Origin of the sequence: Variovorax sp. UC74_104 (genome assembly GCF_044055375.1) — a bacterium.
Taxonomy (GTDB): Bacteria; Pseudomonadota; Gammaproteobacteria; order Burkholderiales; family Burkholderiaceae_C; genus Variovorax.
The window spans coordinates 4679007-4700439 of record NZ_CP171978.1 but is presented as its reverse complement, the minus strand read 5'-3'; the positions used below and the strand labels follow the sequence as shown (position 1 = coordinate 4700439).

Genomic DNA, 21433 nt, shown 5'->3' with positions numbered 1-21433 from the left:
CGGCCTGGTCCTTGTCACGGGCGAACCGGTCGAAGAGGGGCGGCCTTATTGGCCCGGCAATTGAGGCGGGCGTAATTCACGCAACCCCCGTTTCGATGGGGGCGTATGCCGGTGGGCGCAACGCGCAGACTTTATGCTGATTTGAGGAGCCGTCTATTTCTCGCATTGGCTCTTACGATAAATCAACATTTAAAATAATTGTGAAATTGTGTGCTGGGAGGTGAGTGTGAAACTCATGTTTAAAACGATATTCGTATTGTCGAAATTCTTTTTAGGTAATTGGTCGTATAAATCGGCCGTGGCAGCCCAATGACGCGGCGAGTCACGATCCAGACGCCGGCAGGCGAGGCGTTGCAGTTCCGCCAACTCGTAGGCCGCGAGGCACTGAGCCAGCTGTACGCCTTCGACGTCGAACTGCTGGGCACCAGCAACGGCGTGGACCCCAAGACCCTGCTGGGCAAGGCTTCCACCGTGACGGTGGAGACCGAAGGCGGGGTGCGCTACCTGGGCGGCATCGTCACGCGCTTCGGGCTGCAGCAGGAGGATGCGCGGCATTCCTTCTACCGGATGCGCCTGCGGCCATGGCTGTGGCTGGCCACGCGGCGCAGCGACTTCCGCATCTTCCAGGGCAAGAGCGTGCCCGACATCGTGATGGAAGTGCTCGGCCGCTACGGCCACCCCATCGAGAAGAAGCTCACGCGCGGCGACTACCGCGTGTGGGACTACTGCGTGCAGTACCACGAGAGCGACTTCGACTTCGTCTCGCGCCTGTGCGAACTCGAAGGCATCTACTACCACTTCAGGCACGAGGCCAGCCAGCACGTGCTCGTCTTCGCCGACGACATCGCCCATTCCCACAGCCCGCTGCCCGGCGGCGAGGAAGTGCGCTACCACCCGCTGGAGAAATCCGGCATGGGCCAGCGCGAGCGCATCTACGCCTGGGAGATCGCAGAGGAAGTGCGCTCGGGCCACCACTACAACGACGACTACGACTTCGAGAAGCCCAAGGCCGAACTCTCGCACCTGAGGCAGATGCCGCCCGGGCACGACCACGACGCCTACGAGAACTACGAATGGCCCGGCGGCTTCGTGCAGCATGGCGACGGCGAGGCCTATGCACGCATCCGCAACGAAGAACAGCTCAGCCAGCGCAGCCGCGTCACCGGCCGCTCCAACCTGCGCGAGCTGGCCACCGGCCACACCCTGCGTCTCACCGGCCACCCCAATGCCGACCAGAACCAGCAATACCTGCTCGTGGGCGTGAGCTACCACCTGCAGGAGAACCTGCAGGCCAGCGAGGGCGTGGAAGGCACCGAAGGCTCGGTGCAGCGCTTCGCATTCGAGGCGCAGCCCACCAGCTACGCCTGGCGCCCGCCGCGCGCCACGACCAAGCCGCGCACGCGCGGCCCGCAGACCGCCATGGTGGTGGGCCCGTCGGGCGAGGAGGTCTGGACCGACAAGTACGGGCGCATCAAGGTGCAGTTCCACTGGGACCGTCTCGGCCAGGAGAACGAGCACTCCAGTTGCTGGGTGCGCGTGTCCACCGCGTGGGCAGGCGCCACCTTCGGCATGACCAGCGTGCCGCGCATCGGCATGGAGGTGATCGTCGACTTCCTGAACGGCGACCCCGACTACCCCATCGTCACCGGCTGCGTGCACAACGCCGACACCATGCCGTCGTGGGAGCTGCCGGGCCAGAAGCACCTGTCGGGCATCAGGAGCCGCGAGCTCGGAGGCGGGCGCGGCAACCACATGGTGCTGGACGATACGCAGGGCAAGATCCAGGCGCAACTGCGCAGCGACCACCAGGCCAGCCAGCTGAGCGTGGGGCACATCGGGCGCATCGAGGACACGGCGGGGCGCAAGGAGCCGCGGGGTCAGGGGTTCGAGCTGCGTACCGACGGCCATGGCGTTTTGCGCTCGGGCAAGGGGCTGCTGGTGACCACCGAGGCGCGCCCGAATGCCCAGGCGCACATCACCGACATGAGCGAGACGGTGGGCCGTCTCACGCAGGCGCGCGACCTGCACGAGGGCCTCAGCGGCGTGGCGCAGGGTGCCCAGGCCCACGAGCCTGGCGACCAGGACGAAGTCACCGCGAGCCTCAAGGAGCAGAACGACGCCATCAAGGGGCAGGGCGGCAACCGCGAGCAGGGCGAGTTCCCCGAGTTCCAGGAAGCGCACATGACCCTGGCCAGCGCCAAGGGGCTGCAGACCGTGGCGCAGGGCTCGACGCACATCGTGAGCAACGAGCACAGCGCGCTCACCAGCGGCGGCCACACGAGCCTGAGCGCGGGCAAGAGCCTGCTGGTGAGCGTGCAGAACGCGATCCGCATGTTCGCCTCCAAGGCCGGCATGCGGCTCGTGGCGGCCGGAGCCGACATCGACATCAAGGCGCTGAAGGACAGCGTGAACGTGCTGGCCAAGCTCAACATCACGCAGACGGCCAACAAGATCACCATCCACGCGAAGGAAGAGGTGGTGATCAACGGCGGCTCGAGCTACAGCCGCTGGAGCTCCGGCGGGATCGAGCACGGCACTTCCGGCACCTGGCGCGAACATGCGTCGGTGCACAGCCTCGTCGGGCCCGCCAGCGAAGGCAAGCCTGCGCTGCCCAATCCACCGCAGGTGCCCAAGGGACAGCTCGACCTGTACCACCAGTACATCAAGTCGACCGGTGAAAAGCGCCAGGGCGTGGCGCAGGGCGACTTCACGGTGGTCGATTCGCAGGGCGGTACGCACGCCGGCACCTTCGACCGCAACGGCTTCGCGACCGTGTCGGGCCTGCCCATCGGCACCGCCAAGGTCACGTTCGGCAAGGACCCTCGCGACCCCTGGGAGGAGGGCAGCTACTACGGGACTCCCGAAGACTGGAAGGCCAAAGGTGCGACGGGCGCAGCGGCTGATGGAGCAGGCGGCGGCGTGTCCGGCATTTCAGGCATCTCGGGCATCTCCGGCCTCATGGGCAACGCCGCCGGGCTGACCGGCTCGGCAGGCGGTGCCGCAGGCGCCCTCGCGGGAGTGGCGGGCATGGGCAGCAAGGCGGCGAGTGCGCTGAACCAGGTCACCCAGGCGGCCGGCATTGCGCAGCAGGCCGTGGGGGCAGCCCAGGCCATCCAGCAGGGCGGCGCCAAGGCGCTGCTGGGCCAGGCGAGCCAGGCCGCGACCGGCATGGCGATACAGGCAGCGGGGGCCAAGCTCGGGCCGATGGGCGTGCCGATCACCGGCGTGATGAGCGGCATGGCTTCCGGCGGCATGAAGCAGGGCGTTGCAACTGCTGCAGCCAATCCCGCGGCCACAGGCCGAACGCCTGGCTTCGCGGGCTGAGCCGCGCGGCCCGCCGCATTCACTTCACCAATACGAAGCACGAGCTCGAAGAGAACAAGAAGAAAAGATGGCAGAACAGGAAGCAGGCGCGAAGCCGCAGGCGGCGGAGCGCGAACCGCAGACGGCGGTGGCACCGCTGAACACGATCGTGAAGGAAGACGTCGCCGCTGCGAGCAAGGCGGTGGACGACTGGCTTCGCTCGTTCAGCGGCGGCTACGTGACGCTGGAGCGCCTGACGATGGTGCTGGGCAGCATTCCGATCGTCGGCAACATCATGGCGCTGGTGGATGTGTTCCTGGACATCATCAACATCGTCGAAAAGAAAGCGAAAGACGGCGTCGACGCGTTCCTGAACTGGGTGAGCCTGGGCATCAACCTGATCGGGCTGATCCCGATACCGCCGAGCATGGCGGCAGCGCGGATGAGCCTGAGGCCGACGCTTCACCTCGTGAAGCAGGAGCTGAAGACGGCGGCGTCGAACCTGGGCGAGGCCATCGTGACCATATTGGTGGGCCACCTGAATGCCACCATCATGGGCGAGCTGGACAAGTTCATCGATGGGGCGATCGCCAAGCTCGACGGCATCCTCAAGAGCTGCGCCGATCTTGCGGACAAGATCATCGACAACCTGGTCGACATACTGCGGCGGGTGCTGGGGCAGAAGGATCTGTTCACGGTGGGCACCCCCGCGGCGGCGGAAACCAAGGTGCACGACCCGAAGACGCAAAGCACGTGGAGCCGGATGTGGGGCGCGGCGGTTCGCTATTCGAAGCAATCGGCGAACTACGTGGCGAAGGCGGCAGCGAGCCAGTTGCCGGATGGCGTTGCAGGCCGGGTCAACGGCGTGATCACGCAGATGCTGGATTTCAAGCGTCTCCTGCGGGGGCAGCTGTCGCGGCTCGCAGACAAGGAAGCGCAGGCCAGCATCATGTGGCTGCTGCACAAGCTGCGGGACGCGTTGTTGAAGAAGAAGGGCAAGAGGGCCGCGATCGTGCCGCCGCAGTCGGGGGCGGTTGCCCAGAAGGACAAGCCCGGTGACCAGCTGGGCCACATCAGCAAGCAGGCGCCTGCGAACGGGCGAGGGTGCAGCATCAAGAATGGCCCGGCGCCGCTGCGCAAGGGCGGCTCCATCAGTCTCGCTCTCGGGGATGAGAGCTTCACCCACACCGACTTCGTTCTCGCAGCGCCGCTGCCGATCGAATGGGCGCGCACCTACGCCAGCGACCTCGACGCCTTCGACCGCGGCAGCCTCGGTGCGCGCTGGATCACCCCCTACAGCATGCGCGTGGACGTCACCACGCCCGCGCGAGGCGCACGCCAGGGCCAGCCCAGCCTCGTCCACCACGCCGCCGATGGCCGCAGCCACGCCTATCCGGTGCTGGCCGTGGGCCAGGCCTACTTCGACTCGATCGAGGAAGTCCGCGTCTCTCGCCTGAGCGAGAGCCTGCTGGCGCTGGACTTCGGCAAGCCGTTGCCCGAAGGCGAACAGAGCGAGTGGCGCGAGATCTACGAGTACGTCGACAGCAGGCAGCCGCACTTCAGGCTCGTGGCGCAGCAGGCCAAGGATGGCATGGCGATCGGCCTGCGCTACGACCACGTCATTGCGGCAACGGGCGAGCGCGTACTCAGCGACATCGTCAGCAAACATGGCGAAGCCGTCATGGCGCACGTGGGCACCAAGCCCGATGCGCAGACCGGGCTCATCCAGTCGCTGTGGGAGCTCAAAGACGGCCAGGTCGTGCGCCAGTTGGCCGGCTATACGCACGACGGCGAGCGCGACCTCGTCGCCGCGCAGGACGAAGACGGCGCAAGCTGGAGTTACACCTACAGCCACCACCTCGTGACCCGCTACACCGACCGCACCGGCCGGGGCATGAACCTCGAGTACGACGGCACCGGCCCTGACGCCAAGGCCGTGCGCGAATGGTCCGACGACGGCAGCTTTGCGCTGAAGCTGGAGTGGGACCGCAACATCCGCCTGACCTACGTGACCGATGCGCTGGGCGGTGAGACCTGGCACTACTACGACATCCAGGGCTACACCTACCGCATCATCCATCCGGACGGGCTGCAGGAGTGGTTCTTCCGGGATGACGCCAAGAACATCACCCGCCACGTGCACACCGACGGCACGACCGACGACTACACGTATGACGCCGACGGCAACCTGCAGACGCACACCCGTGCGGATGGCAGCCGGGTGCACTACGAGTACGACAGGCTGAATCGGCTCACGGGCATCCGCGATGCGGAGGGTGGCGTGTGGAAGCGCGACTACGACGCGCAGGGCCACCTCACGGAAGAGATCGATCCGCTGGGGCACAAGACCGAATACGCCTACGACAAGGCCGGCAGGCCCGTGCGGATCACCGACGCGAAGGGCGGCACGAAGCTGATGAGCTACACGCCTCGCGGCCGGCTCGCGAGCCTCACGGATTGCTCAGGCAAGACCAGCCGCTGGACATACGACGATCGCGGCCGGCTCGCCACGGCTGTCGATCCTGCGGGCAACGTCACGCGCCATCTCTACAGCCTTCCGCAGGAAGACGCGGTGCTGCGTGCCCAAGGCAGCGTGCCGGGCCCGCTCCACGAGATCGTCCTCCCCGACGGCACGCGCGAGCAGAAACTGCACGACCCCGAGGGACGCATGCTCGCGCACGTCGACGGGCTCGGGCGGCGCACGCACTACAGCTACAACCGCGCAGGGCTCATCGCCGGCCGCACAGATGCCGAGGGGAATTCGCTCAGGTACCAGTGGGATCTGCTGGGCCGTCTCGTCGAATTGCACAACGAGAACGGCAGCCGCCATAGCCTGCGCTACGACCCGGCAGGACGACTGCTGGAGAAGTCCGACTTCGCGCGTCGGACGACGCGGTACCGCTACGAAGAAAGCACCGGCCGGCTCGTCGAGGTGGCAGCGGGCGGGCGGGTGGTGCAGCTGCAGGCCGATGCGATGGGCAGGATGACCGAGCGGTCCGCCGGCGGCCAGGTCGAGCGCTTCGCCTTCGACCGCAACGGGCGGATGGTCGAGGCATCCAACAACGACGCGCGCCTGCAATGGTTCTACGACCCGGCCGGCAACCTGACACGCGAGCATCAGCACGACCTGCAGGCCGGACGCACGGCGATATGGCAGCACCGCTACGACGCGCTCAACAAGCGCGTCGCCACGATCCGCCCCGATGGCCATACGACCCAGTGGCTCACCTACGGTTCGGGCCACGTCCACGGCCTGCTGCTCGATGGACACGACATCCTCGGCTTCGAGCGCGACGACCTCCATCGCGAAGTGCTGCGCGAGCAGCGCAACGGCCTGACCCAGAAGCTGCGCTACGACAACGCAGGGCGGCGGCTGGAACAGCAGGTCGTGCCGGGCCAGGCCAGCGCACCCGGTGCGCTGCAGCTGCAGCGCACCTACGGCTACGACAAGGCGGGGCAGCTGGTCGCCATCGGCGACAGCCATCATGGCAACCTCGACTACCGCTACGACCCCGTCGGCCGTCTCGTCGAGGCCAACAGCCGGTTCGGGCGCGAGACCTTCGCCTTCGATCCGGCGGGCAACATCGTCGAGCCCCACGACGAGGCCGGCGCAAGCCGGGCTCCCGTCGCTCCCTTGCTCGACAACCTGCTCAGGGCTTATGCCGGCGTCCGCTATCGGTACGACGAGCACGGCCACATGGTCGAGCGCGTGTGCAACGGCCGGTCGACCACCTTCGCGTGGGACGGCTTCGGGCGCCTGAGTTCTGCCACGGACGAAGACGGCACGCCAACCTCGTTCGCCTACGACCCGATGGGGCGCCGCATTTCCAAGCGTTCGCGAGACAGCATCACCAGGTTCGGTTGGGATGGCGACACGCTTGCCTTCGAGAGCACGCAGAGCCTCGCCGCAGAGCAGGAAGACGAGGGACGCGGCTGGAGCGTGCACTACGTTCATGAGCCACGCTCCTTCGCTCCGCTGGTTCAACTGCGCCAGGCGCATGCGATCGTGCCGGGCAGGACGCCCGACATGCGTGAGCTCATGGCCGCCAACGGTGGCGCCTACGACATCGAGCAGGACCCGCTGTGGAACGGCGAACTCCAGCCGGGGCAGCGCAGCTTCGAAGCGGATGAGATCGCCTTCTATCAGTGCGACCACCTCGGCACGCCGCGGGACCTGACCGATCACGAGGGCCGCGTCGGCTGGTCGGCCCAGTACAAGGCCTGGGGCGAGGCGCGCGAGGTCATCAGCGAGGCGGGACGGCGTGCCGGCATCGTGAACCCTATCCGCTTCCAGGGGCAGTACTTCGACGCCGAAACGGGGCTGCACTACAACCGCTACCGCTACTACGATCCGGCAAGCGGCCGGTATGTCTCTCCCGACCCGCTGGGGCTGGCAGGCGGCCTCAACCTGTATGCCTACGTCGGCGGCAACCCCGTGCGCGGCATCGATCCGCTGGGGCTGGTCGACATCAACCTGTTCCCGCACAACGAGGCGATCCGGCAGTCGGCCGACAACATCCCGAGCCCGCCCGGTACGTTCACGGTCGGCTCCCACGGCAACCCGAGCATCATGACCGACACCGCGCTCAAGGGCATCACGCCTGCACAGATGGCAGAGCGGATCAAGGCGCACCCGTCCTATACGGAAGGCCAGAAGGTGCAACTGATGTCGTGCGAGACCGGCAAGGGCACCGACCCCTACGCCCAGAAACTGGCCAACGAGCTCAATGCGCCTGTCGTGGCGCCCGACAAGCTCCTGTGGATCTGGCCCCACGGCGCCTACAAGCCTGCCGGCCGGAAGGCCGACGGCACCATGGACACCGCAGATCCCGGCGTCTGGCATACCTTCAACCCCAAGTCATGAAGAACATCGATCTCAGGTTCGGCGCGAAGCTGGCAGTGCTTCTTCCTCTTCTTCTGAACCTCCCAGTCTCTTACGCAACGGAGAACCAAGCCATGGACAAGCCCGACGCCGCACCGGCCTCTTCTTCTTCGCCCATCTCGGGTGCCCAGTCATATTCACTGACAGATGTGCAACGAGCCGAACTGGTCACGAAGGCCGAGGCCGGCGACGCCGAGGCCGCGTTCCGTCTCTCGCTGTACTACACCTTCGCGTCTTCTGACGAGGCTCAGCGCACCCGCTGGCTGACGATCGCGGCCAAGGCCGGGCACGTCGTCGCGCAGCACAACCTGGCTTACGACCTCTACATGAGCGGCAAGGACCTCGCCGAAGCCGCGCATTGGGCGGCGGAATCGTCGAAGAACGGCAATGCGGAGGCGGGCGATCTGCTCAAGGAAATCGAGGCGGCCCGCGCGAAGGCCCGGGGCTCGCGCCCGTGAGCGGCGGCCTCGATGGTTCGGTCACGCCGCTCTTCGAGATCGAGTCGCCGGATCGGCTGGTGCTCAGCACCCCGATGGTGATCGCATTGGGGAACGCTTTCAGGCTGTTCGAGAAGGCCGCGCAAGACCTGAACAACTTCGACGTCTGCATTGCCGAGAGGCGAAAAGAGAACGGCGAGGGCGAAGACGGAGTCGACACCATCGGCATCGCCTTCTCGGCCAAGCTGCTGCCCGGACAGAAGGGACTCGGCAACGCCAGCAGGTTGGGGCGGTCGATCCTGTACATCGCATCGAGGACAACAGGAGAGATCTTGCGGGAGCAAGGAAGCAGGTAGTGGTCCCGACGCTGGGACTGTTTCAAAAGATGCCGCGACCGACTGAGTACGCGGCTTTCGATTTTGCAAGGGAGAAAAGAATGAAAGAAATCATCGAAGTCGATGGCCTGGTAGCACAGGCAATTGCAGTGGCCTGGGAGGATGGGAAGTCTTCAGGCCTGCTGTTCGAAAACTACAAGCTCGTGCTGTCCGACGCATCCGACGGCTACCGGGTTGCATGGAAGGCGTCGAACAAGCCACAGGGTCATCGCGGTGCCCTGCCGGGCCTGGCGGAGCCGCAACTGCTGATCGACAAGTTCAGCGGCCGAGTCCTTCAGAAGCATCTGTCTCGCTGAAGAGACGGCGAACCGAGGGGCATCGAGTGTCTTCCCAAATCATCATCCTCGCCCACGACATGTGGCGCAAAGGCACAGGCGGTGCTCCCGCCGGGCTCGTCGGCCAGGCCGACAGCTTTGCCTACGCCGGGCTCGACCTGGGCCTTGCACAGTTCGCTGCAACGACTTTCGCAGGCACGAGCTTCACGGCCACCAGCTTCAAGCAGGCGGGCTGGAGCGGTTGCCAGTTCACGGGCTGCAGCTTTACCCAGTGCGACTTCAGCAGCATCTCGATCACCGGCTGCACGTTCATCAACTGCAGCTTCACGCGCGCTAACTTCGACAGCGCGAGCATCGGAAGCAGCACCTTCAGGCAGTGCCAGTGGGACGACATCAGCTTCGCAGGCGGCAGCTGGAACGACGTCGGCGTGCTGGACTGCAGCGGCACCGTGGTGCATGCGCAGGGGCTGCAGGGACGCAGCGTGGACTTCACGGGCAGCACCTTCGAGCAGCTCGAGTTCCAGGGCGCGAACATCAACTGAGCCTTGACCGGCACATATCACTTCATCGATTCCATGTTCATGAAAAACATCAAGACCGTATTCGTCGCCGCTGCTTTCCTCGGCGCTGCTTCCCTGTGTGCCGCACAAGCCGAAATGAAAACCACGCTGACCAAGCTGCACCAGAGCTACGAGAAGCAGGGCCGCCGTGCGCTCGGCATGCCGGAGTACGGCAAGCGCGTGCAGTTCTCGGCGGTGGTTGTCGAGGCATCCGATTCCTTCGGCGGTACGTCGCTGACCCGCGCTGCCGATGTGCGCGGCAACCAGGAGCTGGCGCGCCTGACACCCGCGGACGACGCGCAGAGCCAGAAGATGGGCGAGATGCGCAGCGGTGCGAAGTTCACCGCGAGCTGCGAGGTCGGCTTCGCGATGGGGTCGGCGTTTCTCACGATGAAGGACTGCGTGATCCGGCCCTGAGGAGCACGGATTCAAAGCATCGTCAGAGCATCAGCTAGAGGCAGGGAGAGAAGATGGCAGGAACAGAAGGCTCGCAACAGCAAGGCCAGCAAGGCCAGAAGCCGACCGAGCGCGAACCGCAGACGGCGGTGGCGCCGCTGAACACGATCGTGAAGGAAGACGTCGCCGCGGCAAGCAAGGCAGTGGACGACTGGCTGCGCTCGTTCAGCGGAGGCTACGTGACGCTGGAGCGCCTGACGATGGTGCTTGGCAGCATCCCGATCGTTGGCAACATCATGGCGCTGGTGGATGTGTTCCTGGACATCATCAACATCGTCGAGAAGAAGGCCAAGGACAGTGTCGACGCGTTCCTGAACTGGGTGAGCCTGGGCATCAACCTGATCGGGCTGATCCCCGTTCCGCCGAGCATGGCGGCAGCGCGCATGAGCCTGCGGCCCACGCTGCACCTGGTGAGGCAGCAACTGACGACTGCAGCTTCCAACCTCGGAGAAGCGATCGTTACCACGCTGGTGGGCCACCTGAACGCCACGATCATGGGCGAGCTGGACAAGTTCATCGACGGGGCTATCGCCAAGCTCGACGGCATCCTGAAGAGCTGCGCGGATCTTGCAGACAAGATCATCGACAACCTGGTGGATGTGATGCGCCGCGTTCTGGGCCAGAAGGACCTGTTCACGGTGGGCACGCCTGCAGCGGCAGAGACGAAGGTGCACGACCCGAAGACGCAGAGCACGTGGAGCCGGATGTGGGGAGCGGCGGTTCGCTACTCGAAGCAATCGGCGAACTACGTGGCGAAGGCGGCGGCGAACCAACTGCCCGATGGCGTTGCCAGCCAGGTCAACAGCGTGATCACGCAGATGCTGGACTTCAAGCAGGAGCTGAGGGAGCAGCTGTCGAGGCTGGCGGACAGGGAGGCGCAGGCCAGCATCATGTGGCTGCTGTACAAGCTGCGGGATGCGCTACTGAAGAAGAAGGGCCAGCGTGCCGCGATCGTGTCGCCGCACGCGGGGGCCAAGGCGGAGAAAGAAAATCCGGGCACTCCGCTCGGTCACATCTCCAAGCAGGCCGATGCTCAGGGAACCGGAGGCTGCAAGAACTGCCCCGCACCGGCGCGCAAGGGTGCATCCATCAGCCTGAGTACAGGCAACGAGAGCTTCACCCACACCGACTTCGTTCTCGCAGCGCCGCTGCCGATCGAATGGGCCCGCACCTACGCCAGCGACCTTGATGCCTTCGACCGCGGCAGCTTCGGCGCCCGCTGGATCACCCCCTACAGCATGCGCGTGGATATCACCACGCCCACGCGCGGCGCACGCCAGGGCCAGCCCAGCCTCGTCTACCACGCCGCCGATGGCCGCAGCCATGCCTATCCGACGCTGGCCGTGGGCGAGGCCTATTTCGACCCGATCGAGGAAGTCCGCGTTTCTCGCCTGAGCGAGAGCCTGCTGGCGCTGGACTTCGGCAAACCCCTGCCCGAGGGCGAACAGAGCGAGTGGCGCGAGATCTACGAGTACATCGACAGCAGGCAGCCCCACTTCCGGCTTGTCGCGCAGCAGGCCAAGGACGGCATGGCCATCGGCCTGCGCTATGACCACGTGATCGCGGCAACGGGCGAGCGCGTGCTCAGCGACGTCATCAGCAAGCACGGCGAAGCCGTCATGGCGCACATGGGCACGAAGCCCGATGCGCAGACGGGTCTCATCCAGTCGCTGTGGGAGTTGAAGGACGGCCAGGTCGTGCGCCAACTGGCCGCCTACACCCACGATGCAGAGCGCGACCTTGTCTCTGCCCAGGACGAAGACGGCGCAAGCTGGAGCTACACCTACAGCCACCACCTCGTGACCCGCTATACCGACCGCACCGGCCGGGGCATGAACCTGGAGTACGACGGCACGGGCCCCGACGCCAAGGCCGTGCGCGAGTGGTCCGACGACGGCAGCTTTGCGCTGAAGCTGGAGTGGGACCGCAACATCCGCCTGACCTACGTGACCGATGCCCTGGGCGGTGAGACCTGGCACTACTACGACATCCAGGGCTACACCTACCGCATCATCCATCCGGACGGGCTGCAGGAGTGGTTCTTCCGCGATGACGCCAAGAACATCACCCGCCACGTGCACACAGACGGCACGACCGACGACTACACGTATGACGCCGACGGCAACCTGCAGACGCACACCCGCGCCGACGGCAGCCGGGTGCACTACGAGTACGACAGGCTGCACCGGCTCACGGGTATCCGCGATGCGGAGGGCGGCGTGTGGAAGCGCGACTACGACGCGCAGGGGCATCTCACGGAAGAGATCGATCCGCTGGGGCACAAGACCGAGTACGCCTACGACAAGGCCGGCAGGCCGGTGCGCATCACCGATGCGAAGGGCGGCGTCAAGGCGCTCGCCTATTCCCCGTCCGGCCAGTTGCTGAGCTACACCGACTGTTCCGCAAAGACCAGCCGCTGGGAATACGACGATCGCGGCCGCCTGGTCAAGGCCACCGATGCCGCCGGCAACGCCACCAGCTACCGCTATGCAGCCGGCCAGCTGGAAGAGATCGAACAGCCCGACAGGACGAGCGAACACTTCGAGCACGACGCCGAAGGCCGGCTGCTCGTGCACACCGACGCGCTGGGGCGCGCCACGCGCTACAGCTACACGCGCGCCGGCCTGATCGCCGGCCGCACCGACGCCGCAGGCCGTTCGCTGAGGTACCACTGGGATCTGCTGGGCCGCCTGACCGAACTGCACAACGAGAACGGCAGCCGCTACGACTTCCGCTACGACCCCGTGGGCCGACTGCTCGAAGAAACCGGCTTCGACCGCAAGACCACGCAGTACGTCCACGAAGAAACCACGGGCGTGCTCGCCGAAGTGATCGAGGCGGGCCACCGCACCGAACTCGAATTCGATCCACTCGGCCGCCTGAGCGAACGCCGCGCCGGCGGGCAGTCCGAACGCTTCGCATACGACCGCAACGGCCGCCTGCTGGAGGCGACGAATAGCGATGCGCGCCTGCAGTGGTTCTACGACCCAGCCGGCAACCTGACCCGCGAGCATCACCACTACCTGAAGCGCAGGCGCACGGCAGTCTGGCAACACCGCTACGACGAACTCAACCATCGCATCGCCACCGTGCGGCCCGACGGGCATGTCACCCAGTGGCTGACCTATGGCTCTGGCCATGTGCACGGCCTGATGATCGACGGTCAGGACATCCTGGGCTTCGAGCGGGACGACCTGCATCGGGAGATCGCACGTGAGCAGGGCAACGGACTGAGCCAGCGGCAGAAGTACGACCCGGCGGGCCGGCTGCTCGAACAGCACATCTCCCGTACCAGGCCAGGCGCCATCGAATCGACCACCGGCATCCAGCGCCGCTACACCTACGACAAGGCTGGCCAACTGGTGACCATCGGCGACAGCCGCCGAGGCAGCCTGAACTATCGCTACGACCCCGTGGGCCGCCTGCTCGAGGCCAACAGCCGCCTCGGGCGTGAGACCTTCGCCTTCGACCCCGCAGGCAACATCGTCGACCCGCCCCCGGCCAACGAGCCACTGAGGCACCCGGCCGGCAAGCTGCTGGACAACCTGCTGAAGAACTACGCCGGCACCAGCTACCGCTACGACGAACGCGGCAACATGACCGAGCGCGTACGCAACGGCTGGCGCACCGTCTTCGCATGGGACGGCTTCAACCGCATGACGGCGGCGACCGACCAAAGCGGCATCACCACCAGCTTCAGTTATGACGCACTGGGGCGGCGTCTATCCAAGAGTTCGGGCGACATCACGACGCTGTTCGGCTGGGACGGCGACGTGCTCGCATTCGAGAGCACGCAGAGCAGCTCAGCGATCGAGGAGGGCGGCGAGCACGGCTGGAGCGTGCACTACATCCACGAGCCGAACTCGTTCGTGCCGCTGGTGCAGGTGCGTCGGGCAAGCGCGATGGCGCTGAGTGAGACGACGGATGCGAAGGCGCTGATGGAGGCCAACGGAGGCGTCTACGACATCGAGCAGGACCCGCTGTGGAACGGCGAGCAGAGGCACGTGCCGCGGGCGTTCGACCGGAAGGAGATGGCGTTCTGCCAGTGCGACCACTTGGGCACGCCGCAGGAGCTGACAGACCATGAGGGGAGCATTGCGTGGTCGGCACAGTACAAAGCGTGGGGAGAGGCGCGGGAGGCGATCAGCGAGGCTGGGAGAAGGGCGGGGTTCAGGAATCCGATTCGGTTTCAGGGGCAGTATTGGGATGAAGAGACGGGGTTGCATTACAACCGCTATCGGTATTACGACCCTGTGAACGGTAGATACATCTCCCGTGATCCGATAGGTATTCATGGGGGACTAAACGTATACGCGTACGCCCCTAGCGCGATAAGTTGGATAGACCCACACGGTTTGAGCGGTTTCCAGCCGAAAAAACTCACAAGCGGAAGCGTGTTTAGAGGGGCTTCGGGAACTGCTGACAGTCTTACGCCACGTCCAGGAGTTGACGACACACCCAAAGACTCCCGGCTACCTGGCCTTTCTGCCAATGTCGGCATTGAAGGATTGGGCTCCGGGAAGTATGTAGAAATTGATGTTGCTCATGCTTGCAGTTGTGGGTTGGACGTAATACATGACAAAGCCGATGGACATGTCACCATCCGACCGCAGGGTGATCCAACTAATGAAAAACTGAAAAAATGGGCCGCTACGCGAGGCACTGGGGCTTCGAATTCATATACAGACGGGTTGCTGGAAAGCGTTAGATCTCGAGGCAAAAAATGACGATCGATATTTTTTTTGATTTTTTGTCAAAGTACTTGAAAGAAATTGATGGGGTGGTGCGACAGAAAATTGAAATTGAAAAATCCAACTCGGGATTGAATCGAAATTCTTCGAGTCCTTATGGATTCATAAGTTTTTATCCTTACGAAATTGATTTGATTGTTTCCGCTGAACAAAGAGGCGAATGTTTTGAAATTTCAGTTGAATTGATGAATCAGGAAGGAGGAGATTCGGAGTCGGTCTGGCAGTTTGAAGGAACCCTTTCGGTGGTTTTGGCTGAAATGGAGGCTGACTTTAATTTCGTGATTCCAATGATATGCAATCGACTGAATAAAACTCGGCGCTAAAGTTTGTAGGGAAATTTTGATTGTTCCAAGCGTGGAAAGAAATTATTCCAGTCGCATTGGAATAAAAATGAAGATCGTATGGCGGTGTTGGATCTGATTGATCCATTGCGTTTAAAATTTTTCTTGATGTGGGGGTGATTGGTTTTTATCTATATTGAATATGGAGGTAATTCTTGATGAGTGAAGTCAAAGAAGTCTGGGTTTTTAGCGGGCTGAAAGCAAGATTTCCATCGGCCATTTTTGTGGCCAAGCCAGATGCGCTGGATTGGATAGGGAATTACAAATTGACCGGCACTTTGACCAAGTACCTGTGGGGGTTTCGGTCTATGAGTGGTCGATTGAAAGCGAAAATTTCAAACTGAAGGCGGAAAGAGATTCGACGCCGGACTTCATCGGGAATTTTTCGACTGCAGCGCAGGAGCACATGCATTTCGAGAACGGCGCCATGGCAAGTGTGTCAACCTGAATCAAGTGCGAGTGCTTGGCGCACCGTCTTCACGACTTCGCTTGACAGGAATTTCAAAATTGTCCAGCAAAGCTCAAATTATGAAGAACAATAAGGGGTTGCGAATTGATGGGGAAGAGCTACTGGATGTTCTTCGGGAGGTTGAATACATGCTGATTTCTCTGCATAAAATTGGTGCGTATTACGCGCCCGAACTTCCTGGTAGAAAATCAGAATACAACGCCGAAACAACCAGGTTTATTGATGAGGGAGAGGTGACGAAGCGGCTCGCAGGGATTCGTTCCACTTTGACCAGAGTGTTCGATGAAACGCGGGGCGAAGATGACCTGACGGACATCGAGCGCGCTTTGGAAGGATTGCAATTTTGGAGGCCGGGAAGTAATGGTAAGTGAGTATCTCTGAATCTTGATGAAATTAATCGGAGTTTTATGCTCCAAATGGCAATGCTGACGCTTGAGGCCGTACTTGATGGTTTTTTACTTTGGCCCGCTGAGCAAAAATGAATTAACGATTGATTTCGATGAGAAGGGTGCTGCTGCACTTCACTCGAAACTTTCTGAGTTGTTGAGCGGAGCAAAGAATGTCGAGCACGTGAATTGTCTTCAATCGTTTCGAGGCCACTCTGAAGAGGCGGTAATCGAGGTGCGATTTAGTGTGTTCGATCGCCTCGAAATCAAGAGGAATTATTTGCTCTTGGATATGAGTCCCGATGCTCTGGAGTATGCGGTCCATCAGTTGAGAGATTTTCTGGGAAGAGGCTATTTCTTTCCTTCCGAATTCTGGAGTTTTTCGAGGGCGGGTCGAAAATACGATACGCAGGTGTTCTTCGGAAAGCTCCCCTCGGTAGGGTGACTCCTTGCCTCCAGCTTGAGAGGTCAATCGAACGCTGCGCGGATCTACCCTTCAGGATTGCGCGCACGACAGACGTCCCCCTGCGCAAAACCCGTTCACCTAGCTGCAGTCCGAGCCACAGGCTTCGACACCTCTACCCCCGCTGTCTCCGGGTTTCCGATAACTAAATCACCTTGATTTAGTCCCTCGACTACCCGATAGTCCCCTTGCGCCCGGACGCCCCGCTTCCCCTCACGCGATCCGGATCCAAAACCGCAGGCGCAAACCAACCGCCCGCCCAAGGAGACAACCCATGCACACCAGCCCCCGCTCCGTCCTCGCCCTGGCGGCACTGTCGCTCGCCGCAGTCACTGCGTCGACCGCTGCCTTCGCCGCCGACCAGCCCGTCATCGGCCTCGTGACCAAGACCGAAACCAACCCCTTCTTCGTCAAGATGAAGGAAGGCGCACAAGAGGAGGCCAAGAAGCAGGGCGCCAAGCTGCTGTCCGGCGCGGGCAAGGCCGATGGCGACAACGCCGGGCAGATCACGGCAATGGAGAACATGATCGCCGCCGGCGCCAAGACCATCCTCATCACGCCGAGCGATGCCAAGGCCATCGTTCCTGCGATCAAGAAGGCGCGCGACAAGGGCGTGATGGTGATCGCGCTCGACAGCCCGGCCGATCCGCCGGATGCGACCGACGCGCTCTTCGCAACCAACAACTACACCGCCGGCGTGCTGATCGGCGAATACGCCAAGGCCGCGATGGCGGGCAAGCCGGCGAAGATCGTCGCGCTCGACCTGCTGCCGGGTCACCCCGTGGGCGCTCAGCGCCACAACGGCTTCATGAAGGGCTTCGGCCTGCCGGCCAACGACGCGAAGTCGAACGAGCTGTCGAAGGCGCCCGAGATCCTCTGCATGGCCGACAGCTACGGCGACCAGGCCAAGGCGCAGACGGTGATGGAGAACTGCCTGCAGAAGGCGCCCGACGTGAACCTGGTCTACACCATCAACGAGCCCGCCGCCGCCGGTGCGTACAACGCACTCAAGCGCGCCGGCAAGGAGAAGGGCGTGATGATCGTGTCGGTCGACGGCGGCTGCCAGGGCATCAAGGACACGGCTGCCGGCGTCATCGCCGCGACCTCGCAGCAGTACCCCCTGAAGATGGCCGCCATGGGCGTGGCCGCGGGCGTCGAATACGCCAAGACGGGCAAGAAGGCCTCGGGCTACGTCGACACCGGCGTGACGCTGATCGCGGGCAAGAGCGTGGCGGGCGTCGACAGCAAGGACACCAAGACGGGTGCCGAGCTGTGCTGGGGCAAGAAGTAATCCGGGACTCCGAGGCAAGAAAAAAGAGAAGCCATGGCTAAGTCTCCAACGCACCACATTCCGTGGGGCGCCCTCGGGCCGTGGCTGGCTCTTCTGGGCGCATGCATCTTCTTCGCGACCCAGTCCGACCGCTTTCTCACGGGCGGCAATCTCTCGCTGATCCTGCAGCAGGTGATGGTGGTCGGCGTCATCGCCATCGGCCAGACGCTGGTGATCCTCACGGCGGGCATCGACCTGTCGTGCGGCATGGTGATGGCGCTGGGCGGCATCATCATGAGCAAGTTCGCCACCGAGCTCGGCCTGCCGGCGCCGGTGGCCATCCTCTGCGGCATCGGGGTGACGACGCTGTTCGGCCTGCTCAATGGCCTGCTGGTCACGCGCATCAAGCTGCCGCCCTTCATCGTGACGCTGGGTACGCTGAACATCGCCTTCGCGATCACGCAGCTGTACTCGTCGTCGCAGACCATCACCGACCTGCCCGGCGGCCTCACGGGCCTGGGCACCACCTTCACCATCGGCGGCGCCGAGGTGGCGTGGGGTTCGGTGCTGATGGTGGTGCTCTATTTCCTCGCGTGGTTCGTGCTGCGCGAGACGGCGGCGGGGCGCCACGTCTACGCCGTGGGCAACAACGCCGAGGCCACGCGCCTCGTGGGCATCCCCACCCAGCGCGTGCTGCTGGGCGTGTACGTGATGGCGGGCGTGCTCTACGGCATCGCCTCGCTGCTGTCGGTGGCGCGCACCGGCGTGGGCGACCCGAACGCGGGCCAGACCGAGAACCTCGACGCCATCACGGCCGTGGTGCTCGGCGGCACCAGCCTCTTCGGCGGCCGCGGCATCGTGCTGGGTTCGCTGATCGGCGTGCTGATCGTGGGCGTGTTCCGCAACGGGCTCACGCTGATGGGCGTGTCGTCGATCTATCAGGTGCTGGTGACGGGCATTCTCGTGATTCTTGCGGTGGCGGCCGACCAACTGTCGCGCAGGGGAGCTCGTTGATGACCACCACTGCAAACACCCGCAAGATCGTGATGCAGGCCAAGGGCCTGGTGAAGCGCTACGGCCAGGTCACGGCGCTGGCCGGCGTCGACTTCGAGCTGCGCGAAGGAGAGATCCTCGCGGTGATCGGCGACAACGGCGCGGGCAAGTCCTCGCTCATCAAGGCGCTGTCGGGCGCGATCGTGCCCGACGAGGGGCAGATCCTGCTCGACGGCAAGCCGGTGCACTTCCGCAATCCGCTGGAGGCGCGCCGCGCGGGCATCGAGACGGTCTACCAGGACCTGGCCGTGGCCCCAGCCATGACCATCTACGAGAACCTGTTCCTCGGCCGCGAACTGCGCCGGCCAGGCTTCATGGGCAATGTGCTGCGCATGCTCGACAAGAAGAAGATGCTGAGCGAAAGCACCGCGCGCATGGCCGACCTGAAGGTCGGCATCCAGTCGATGACGCAGGCGGTCGAGACGCTCTCGGGCGGCCAGCGCCAGTGCGTGGCGGTGGCGCGCAGCGCGGCCTTCGCGCGGCACGTGGTCATCATGGACGAGCCCACCGCAGCGCTCGGCGTGAAGGAGGGCAACATGGTGCTGGAGCTGATCCGCCGCGTGCGCGACCGAGGCCTGCCCGTGGTGCTCATCAGCCACAACATGCCGCATGTGTTCGAGGTGGCCGACCGCATCCACGTGGCGCGCCTGGGCCGCCGCGCTGCCGTGCTCGATCCGAAGAAGATCAGCATGAGCGACACGGTCGCGGTGATGACCGGCGCGATGACGGCCGACCAGCTGCCCGCGGAGGCGCATGCCTGATGCGCACGCACCGGCTGCGCGCGCGCCCGACCTGCTGCGGCCCCGCGGCTCCAACCAGGTCGGCATGCGCCAGTTCAACGAGCGCACGGTGCTGCAGGCACTGCGCGTTCACGGCAGCCTGCCCAAGGCCGACCTGGCCCGGCTGACCGGGCTCAGCGCCCAGACCATCGGGCTCATCACGGCGCGGCTGGAGGAAGACGGGCTCATCGTCAAGCAAAGCCGCGTGCGCGGACGCATCGGCCAGCCATCGGTGCCGCTGGCGCTCAACCCCGACGGCGCCTTCGCCATCGGCATCAAGGTGGGTCGGCGCGGCGCCGAGTGGCTGCTGATCGACTTCGCCGCGCAGGTGCGCGAGCGCCACGCCATCGGCTACGACTTTCCCGATGCGGAAGAGCTGCTGCCTGCCATCGCGCAGCACATCCACCGGCTGCGCGACGGGCTGGGGCCGCTTGCCGCGCGCAACGTGGGTGTGGGGCTGGCCGCGCCGTTTTTGCTCGGTGGCTGGCATCGCACGCTGGGGCTGTCGAAGGCGCAATCGGACTTGTGGAACAACATGGACCTGGCCGCCGAGGTGCGCGCGCGCACCGACGTGCCGGTGAGCTTCGCGCGCGACACCGTGGCCGCCTGCGTGGCCGAGCTGGTGGGCGGGCGGGGGCACGACCTGAAGAGCTTTCTCTACATCTTCGTCGACACCTTCGTGGGCGGCGGGCTGGTCATCGACTCGCACCTGCAAACCGGCGCGCACGGCAATGCGGGCGCGTTGGCTTCGCTGCCGATGCAGCCGCCGGGCACCCGCGGGGCGCTGCCGCCGCAGCTGGTCGCGCAGGCGTCGCTGTGGGAACTCGAACAGCGCCTGTCGGCCGAGGGCCTCGACCCCATGGCGGCCTACGACGACCGCGCGCTGCAGCCGCCTTTCGCGCAGACCACGACGGCCTGGCTGGCCACCGCATCGCAGGCGCTGGCGCATGCCATCGTGTGCGGCACCGCCATGCTCGACCTGTCCGACGTGGTGGTGGACGGCTCCATGTCACGTCCGCTGCTGCAGGCGCTGCTCGACCAGACCCGCGACGCGCTCGACCACTGCAACTGGGAAGGCCTCTGGCAGCCGCAGCTGCATGGCGGCAAGGCCGGTGCGCAGGCCTGCGCGCTGGGTGGCGCGATGCTGCCGCTGCACGCGAACTTCGCGCCGGATCACGACGTGTTCCTGAAGGCGGCCTAGGTTGTACGGCGTGATCGCGCAAGGCTCAGTGCCTCGGCGATCAGCGGCTTGACCGTCTCGAAGGTCTTCGCGCTCGGGTTGATCACGCAGACCCAGTACATCTTCGCGTACAGCGGATGCGGCATCAGCTTGTCGAGCGCGCTGTAGTCGGGCGCGGCCGCCTGTTCGCCGAAGAGCGCGCGGAAGGTCTCCTTGCCCACGCCCAGGTTCAGCCGGAACACGCCAGGGCGTTCCAGCTTCGAGGCTTTGTCGAACTCGTTGTCCTTCGTCACGATGGTCGCGAAAGGGAACTTGTCGTCGCCGTCGTGGAAGAAGAAGGCGTTGTCGTCGGCAATCTGGAAATGGCCGCCGGCCAGCATGTCGATGATGTGTTGGGTGATCGCGTCTTCGGTCATGGGCGCGATCTTGCCTG

At 64.3% G+C, this 21433-nt stretch carries 17 protein-coding genes; 16 read left to right on the top strand and 1 reads right to left on the bottom strand.

The genetic code is table 11. The features are described 5' to 3' along the window. Positions 1-309 precede the first annotated feature (309 nt). The 16 genes from ACHMXA_RS22100 to ACHMXA_RS22025 all read left to right on the top strand — a co-directional run bounded on the left by ACHMXA_RS22100 (position 310) and on the right by ACHMXA_RS22025 (position 21021). On the top strand, positions 310-3324 hold the full coding sequence (locus ACHMXA_RS22100) for a type VI secretion system Vgr family protein (RefSeq protein ID WP_395316369.1): 3015 nt from the start codon (positions 310-312) through the stop codon (positions 3322-3324). Positions 3325-3391: 67 nt separating this feature from the next. Further along, positions 3392-8167 (top strand): RHS repeat-associated core domain-containing protein, encoded by a 4776-nt coding sequence (locus tag ACHMXA_RS22095; RefSeq protein WP_395316368.1) that lies wholly within the window; start codon positions 3392-3394, stop codon positions 8165-8167. Then, complete coding sequence (locus ACHMXA_RS22090) at positions 8164-8643, top strand: hypothetical protein (RefSeq protein WP_395316367.1); 480 nt, start codon at positions 8164-8166, stop codon at positions 8641-8643. Before ACHMXA_RS22095 ends, ACHMXA_RS22090 begins: the two co-directional genes overlap by 4 nt. Further along, on the top strand, positions 8640-8978 hold the full coding sequence (locus ACHMXA_RS22085; RefSeq protein ID WP_395316366.1) for a hypothetical protein: 339 nt from the start codon (positions 8640-8642) through the stop codon (positions 8976-8978). The genes ACHMXA_RS22090 and ACHMXA_RS22085 overlap by 4 nt, the downstream gene beginning before the upstream one ends. A gap of 80 nt (positions 8979-9058) precedes the next feature. Continuing rightward, complete coding sequence (locus ACHMXA_RS22080) at positions 9059-9313, top strand: hypothetical protein (protein WP_395316365.1); 255 nt, start codon at positions 9059-9061, stop codon at positions 9311-9313. 26 nt (positions 9314-9339) lie between these two features. After that, positions 9340-9834, top strand: a complete 495-nt coding sequence (locus ACHMXA_RS22075; protein ID WP_176668296.1) for a pentapeptide repeat-containing protein — start codon at positions 9340-9342, stop codon at positions 9832-9834. A 114-nt stretch (positions 9835-9948) separates the two neighbouring features. Next, positions 9949-10269 (top strand): hypothetical protein, encoded by a 321-nt coding sequence (locus ACHMXA_RS22070; RefSeq protein ID WP_176668297.1) that lies wholly within the window; start codon positions 9949-9951, stop codon positions 10267-10269. Positions 10270-10322: 53 nt separating this feature from the next. After that, entirely contained in the window at positions 10323-15035 is a 4713-nt protein-coding gene (locus ACHMXA_RS22065; RefSeq protein ID WP_176668298.1) for an RHS repeat-associated core domain-containing protein, read from the top strand. After that, the gene (locus tag ACHMXA_RS22060) at positions 15032-15382 is read left to right on the top strand and encodes a hypothetical protein (protein ID WP_176668299.1); all 351 of its coding nucleotides are present in this window, start codon (positions 15032-15034) and stop codon (positions 15380-15382) included. The genes ACHMXA_RS22065 and ACHMXA_RS22060 overlap by 4 nt, the downstream gene beginning before the upstream one ends. Positions 15383-15558: 176 nt before the next feature. Then, entirely contained in the window at positions 15559-15744 is a 186-nt protein-coding gene (locus ACHMXA_RS22055; protein WP_176668300.1) for a hypothetical protein, read from the top strand. Between the two features lie 163 nt (positions 15745-15907). Next, on the top strand, positions 15908-16240 hold the full coding sequence (locus ACHMXA_RS22050) for a hypothetical protein (RefSeq protein WP_218088478.1): 333 nt from the start codon (positions 15908-15910) through the stop codon (positions 16238-16240). Between the two features lie 76 nt (positions 16241-16316). Beyond that, positions 16317-16700, top strand: a complete 384-nt coding sequence (locus tag ACHMXA_RS22045; protein WP_395316364.1) for a hypothetical protein — start codon at positions 16317-16319, stop codon at positions 16698-16700. A 292-nt stretch (positions 16701-16992) separates the two neighbouring features. Further along, positions 16993-18009 carry a sugar ABC transporter substrate-binding protein gene (locus ACHMXA_RS22040; protein WP_176668302.1) on the top strand — a complete coding sequence of 339 codons (1017 nt, stop codon included), beginning with the start codon at positions 16993-16995 and terminating at the stop codon, positions 18007-18009. 33 nt (positions 18010-18042) lie between these two features. Continuing rightward, a complete protein-coding gene (locus ACHMXA_RS22035; protein ID WP_176668303.1) occupies positions 18043-19002 on the top strand; it encodes an ABC transporter permease in 960 nt (319 codons plus the stop codon). Further along, positions 19002-19802 (top strand): ATP-binding cassette domain-containing protein, encoded by an 801-nt coding sequence (locus ACHMXA_RS22030; protein WP_176668304.1) that lies wholly within the window; start codon positions 19002-19004, stop codon positions 19800-19802. Before ACHMXA_RS22035 ends, ACHMXA_RS22030 begins: the two co-directional genes overlap by 1 nt. After that, entirely contained in the window at positions 19795-21021 is a 1227-nt protein-coding gene (locus ACHMXA_RS22025; RefSeq protein WP_176668305.1) for an ROK family transcriptional regulator, read from the top strand. Before ACHMXA_RS22030 ends, ACHMXA_RS22025 begins: the two co-directional genes overlap by 8 nt. Here ACHMXA_RS22025 and ACHMXA_RS22020 read toward each other — a convergent pair. Beyond that, the gene (locus ACHMXA_RS22020) at positions 21018-21416 is read right to left on the bottom strand and encodes a DUF6194 family protein (RefSeq protein WP_395316363.1); all 399 of its coding nucleotides are present in this window, start codon (positions 21414-21416) and stop codon (positions 21018-21020) included. The genes ACHMXA_RS22025 and ACHMXA_RS22020 overlap by 4 nt on opposite strands. Positions 21417-21433 lie beyond the last annotated feature (17 nt).

Bases quoted from the DNA above. Each gene is read 5' to 3' on its own strand.
- ACHMXA_RS22100 (WP_395316369.1), top strand. From the start codon at position 310: ATGACGCGGCGAGTCACGATCCAGACGCCGGCAGGCGAGGCGTTGCAG.
- ACHMXA_RS22095 (WP_395316368.1), top strand. From the start codon at position 3,392: ATGGCAGAACAGGAAGCAGGCGCGAAGCCGCAGGCGGCGGAGCGCGAA.
- ACHMXA_RS22090 (WP_395316367.1), top strand. From the start codon at position 8,164: ATGAAGAACATCGATCTCAGGTTCGGCGCGAAGCTGGCAGTGCTTCTT.
- ACHMXA_RS22080 (WP_395316365.1), top strand. From the start codon at position 9,059: ATGAAAGAAATCATCGAAGTCGATGGCCTGGTAGCACAGGCAATTGCA.
- ACHMXA_RS22070 (WP_176668297.1), top strand. From the start codon at position 9,949: ATGAAAACCACGCTGACCAAGCTGCACCAGAGCTACGAGAAGCAGGGC.
- ACHMXA_RS22065 (WP_176668298.1), top strand. From the start codon at position 10,323: ATGGCAGGAACAGAAGGCTCGCAACAGCAAGGCCAGCAAGGCCAGAAG.
- ACHMXA_RS22060 (WP_176668299.1), top strand. From the start codon at position 15,032: ATGACGATCGATATTTTTTTTGATTTTTTGTCAAAGTACTTGAAAGAA.
- ACHMXA_RS22055 (WP_176668300.1), top strand. From the start codon at position 15,559: ATGAGTGAAGTCAAAGAAGTCTGGGTTTTTAGCGGGCTGAAAGCAAGA.
- ACHMXA_RS22045 (WP_395316364.1), top strand. From the start codon at position 16,317: ATGGTTTTTTACTTTGGCCCGCTGAGCAAAAATGAATTAACGATTGAT.
- ACHMXA_RS22040 (WP_176668302.1), top strand. From the start codon at position 16,993: ATGCACACCAGCCCCCGCTCCGTCCTCGCCCTGGCGGCACTGTCGCTC.
- ACHMXA_RS22035 (WP_176668303.1), top strand. From the start codon at position 18,043: ATGGCTAAGTCTCCAACGCACCACATTCCGTGGGGCGCCCTCGGGCCG.
- ACHMXA_RS22030 (WP_176668304.1), top strand. From the start codon at position 19,002: ATGACCACCACTGCAAACACCCGCAAGATCGTGATGCAGGCCAAGGGC.
- ACHMXA_RS22025 (WP_176668305.1), top strand. From the start codon at position 19,795: ATGCCTGATGCGCACGCACCGGCTGCGCGCGCGCCCGACCTGCTGCGG.
- ACHMXA_RS22020 (WP_395316363.1), bottom strand. From the start codon at position 21,416: ATGACCGAAGACGCGATCACCCAACACATCATCGACATGCTGGCCGGC.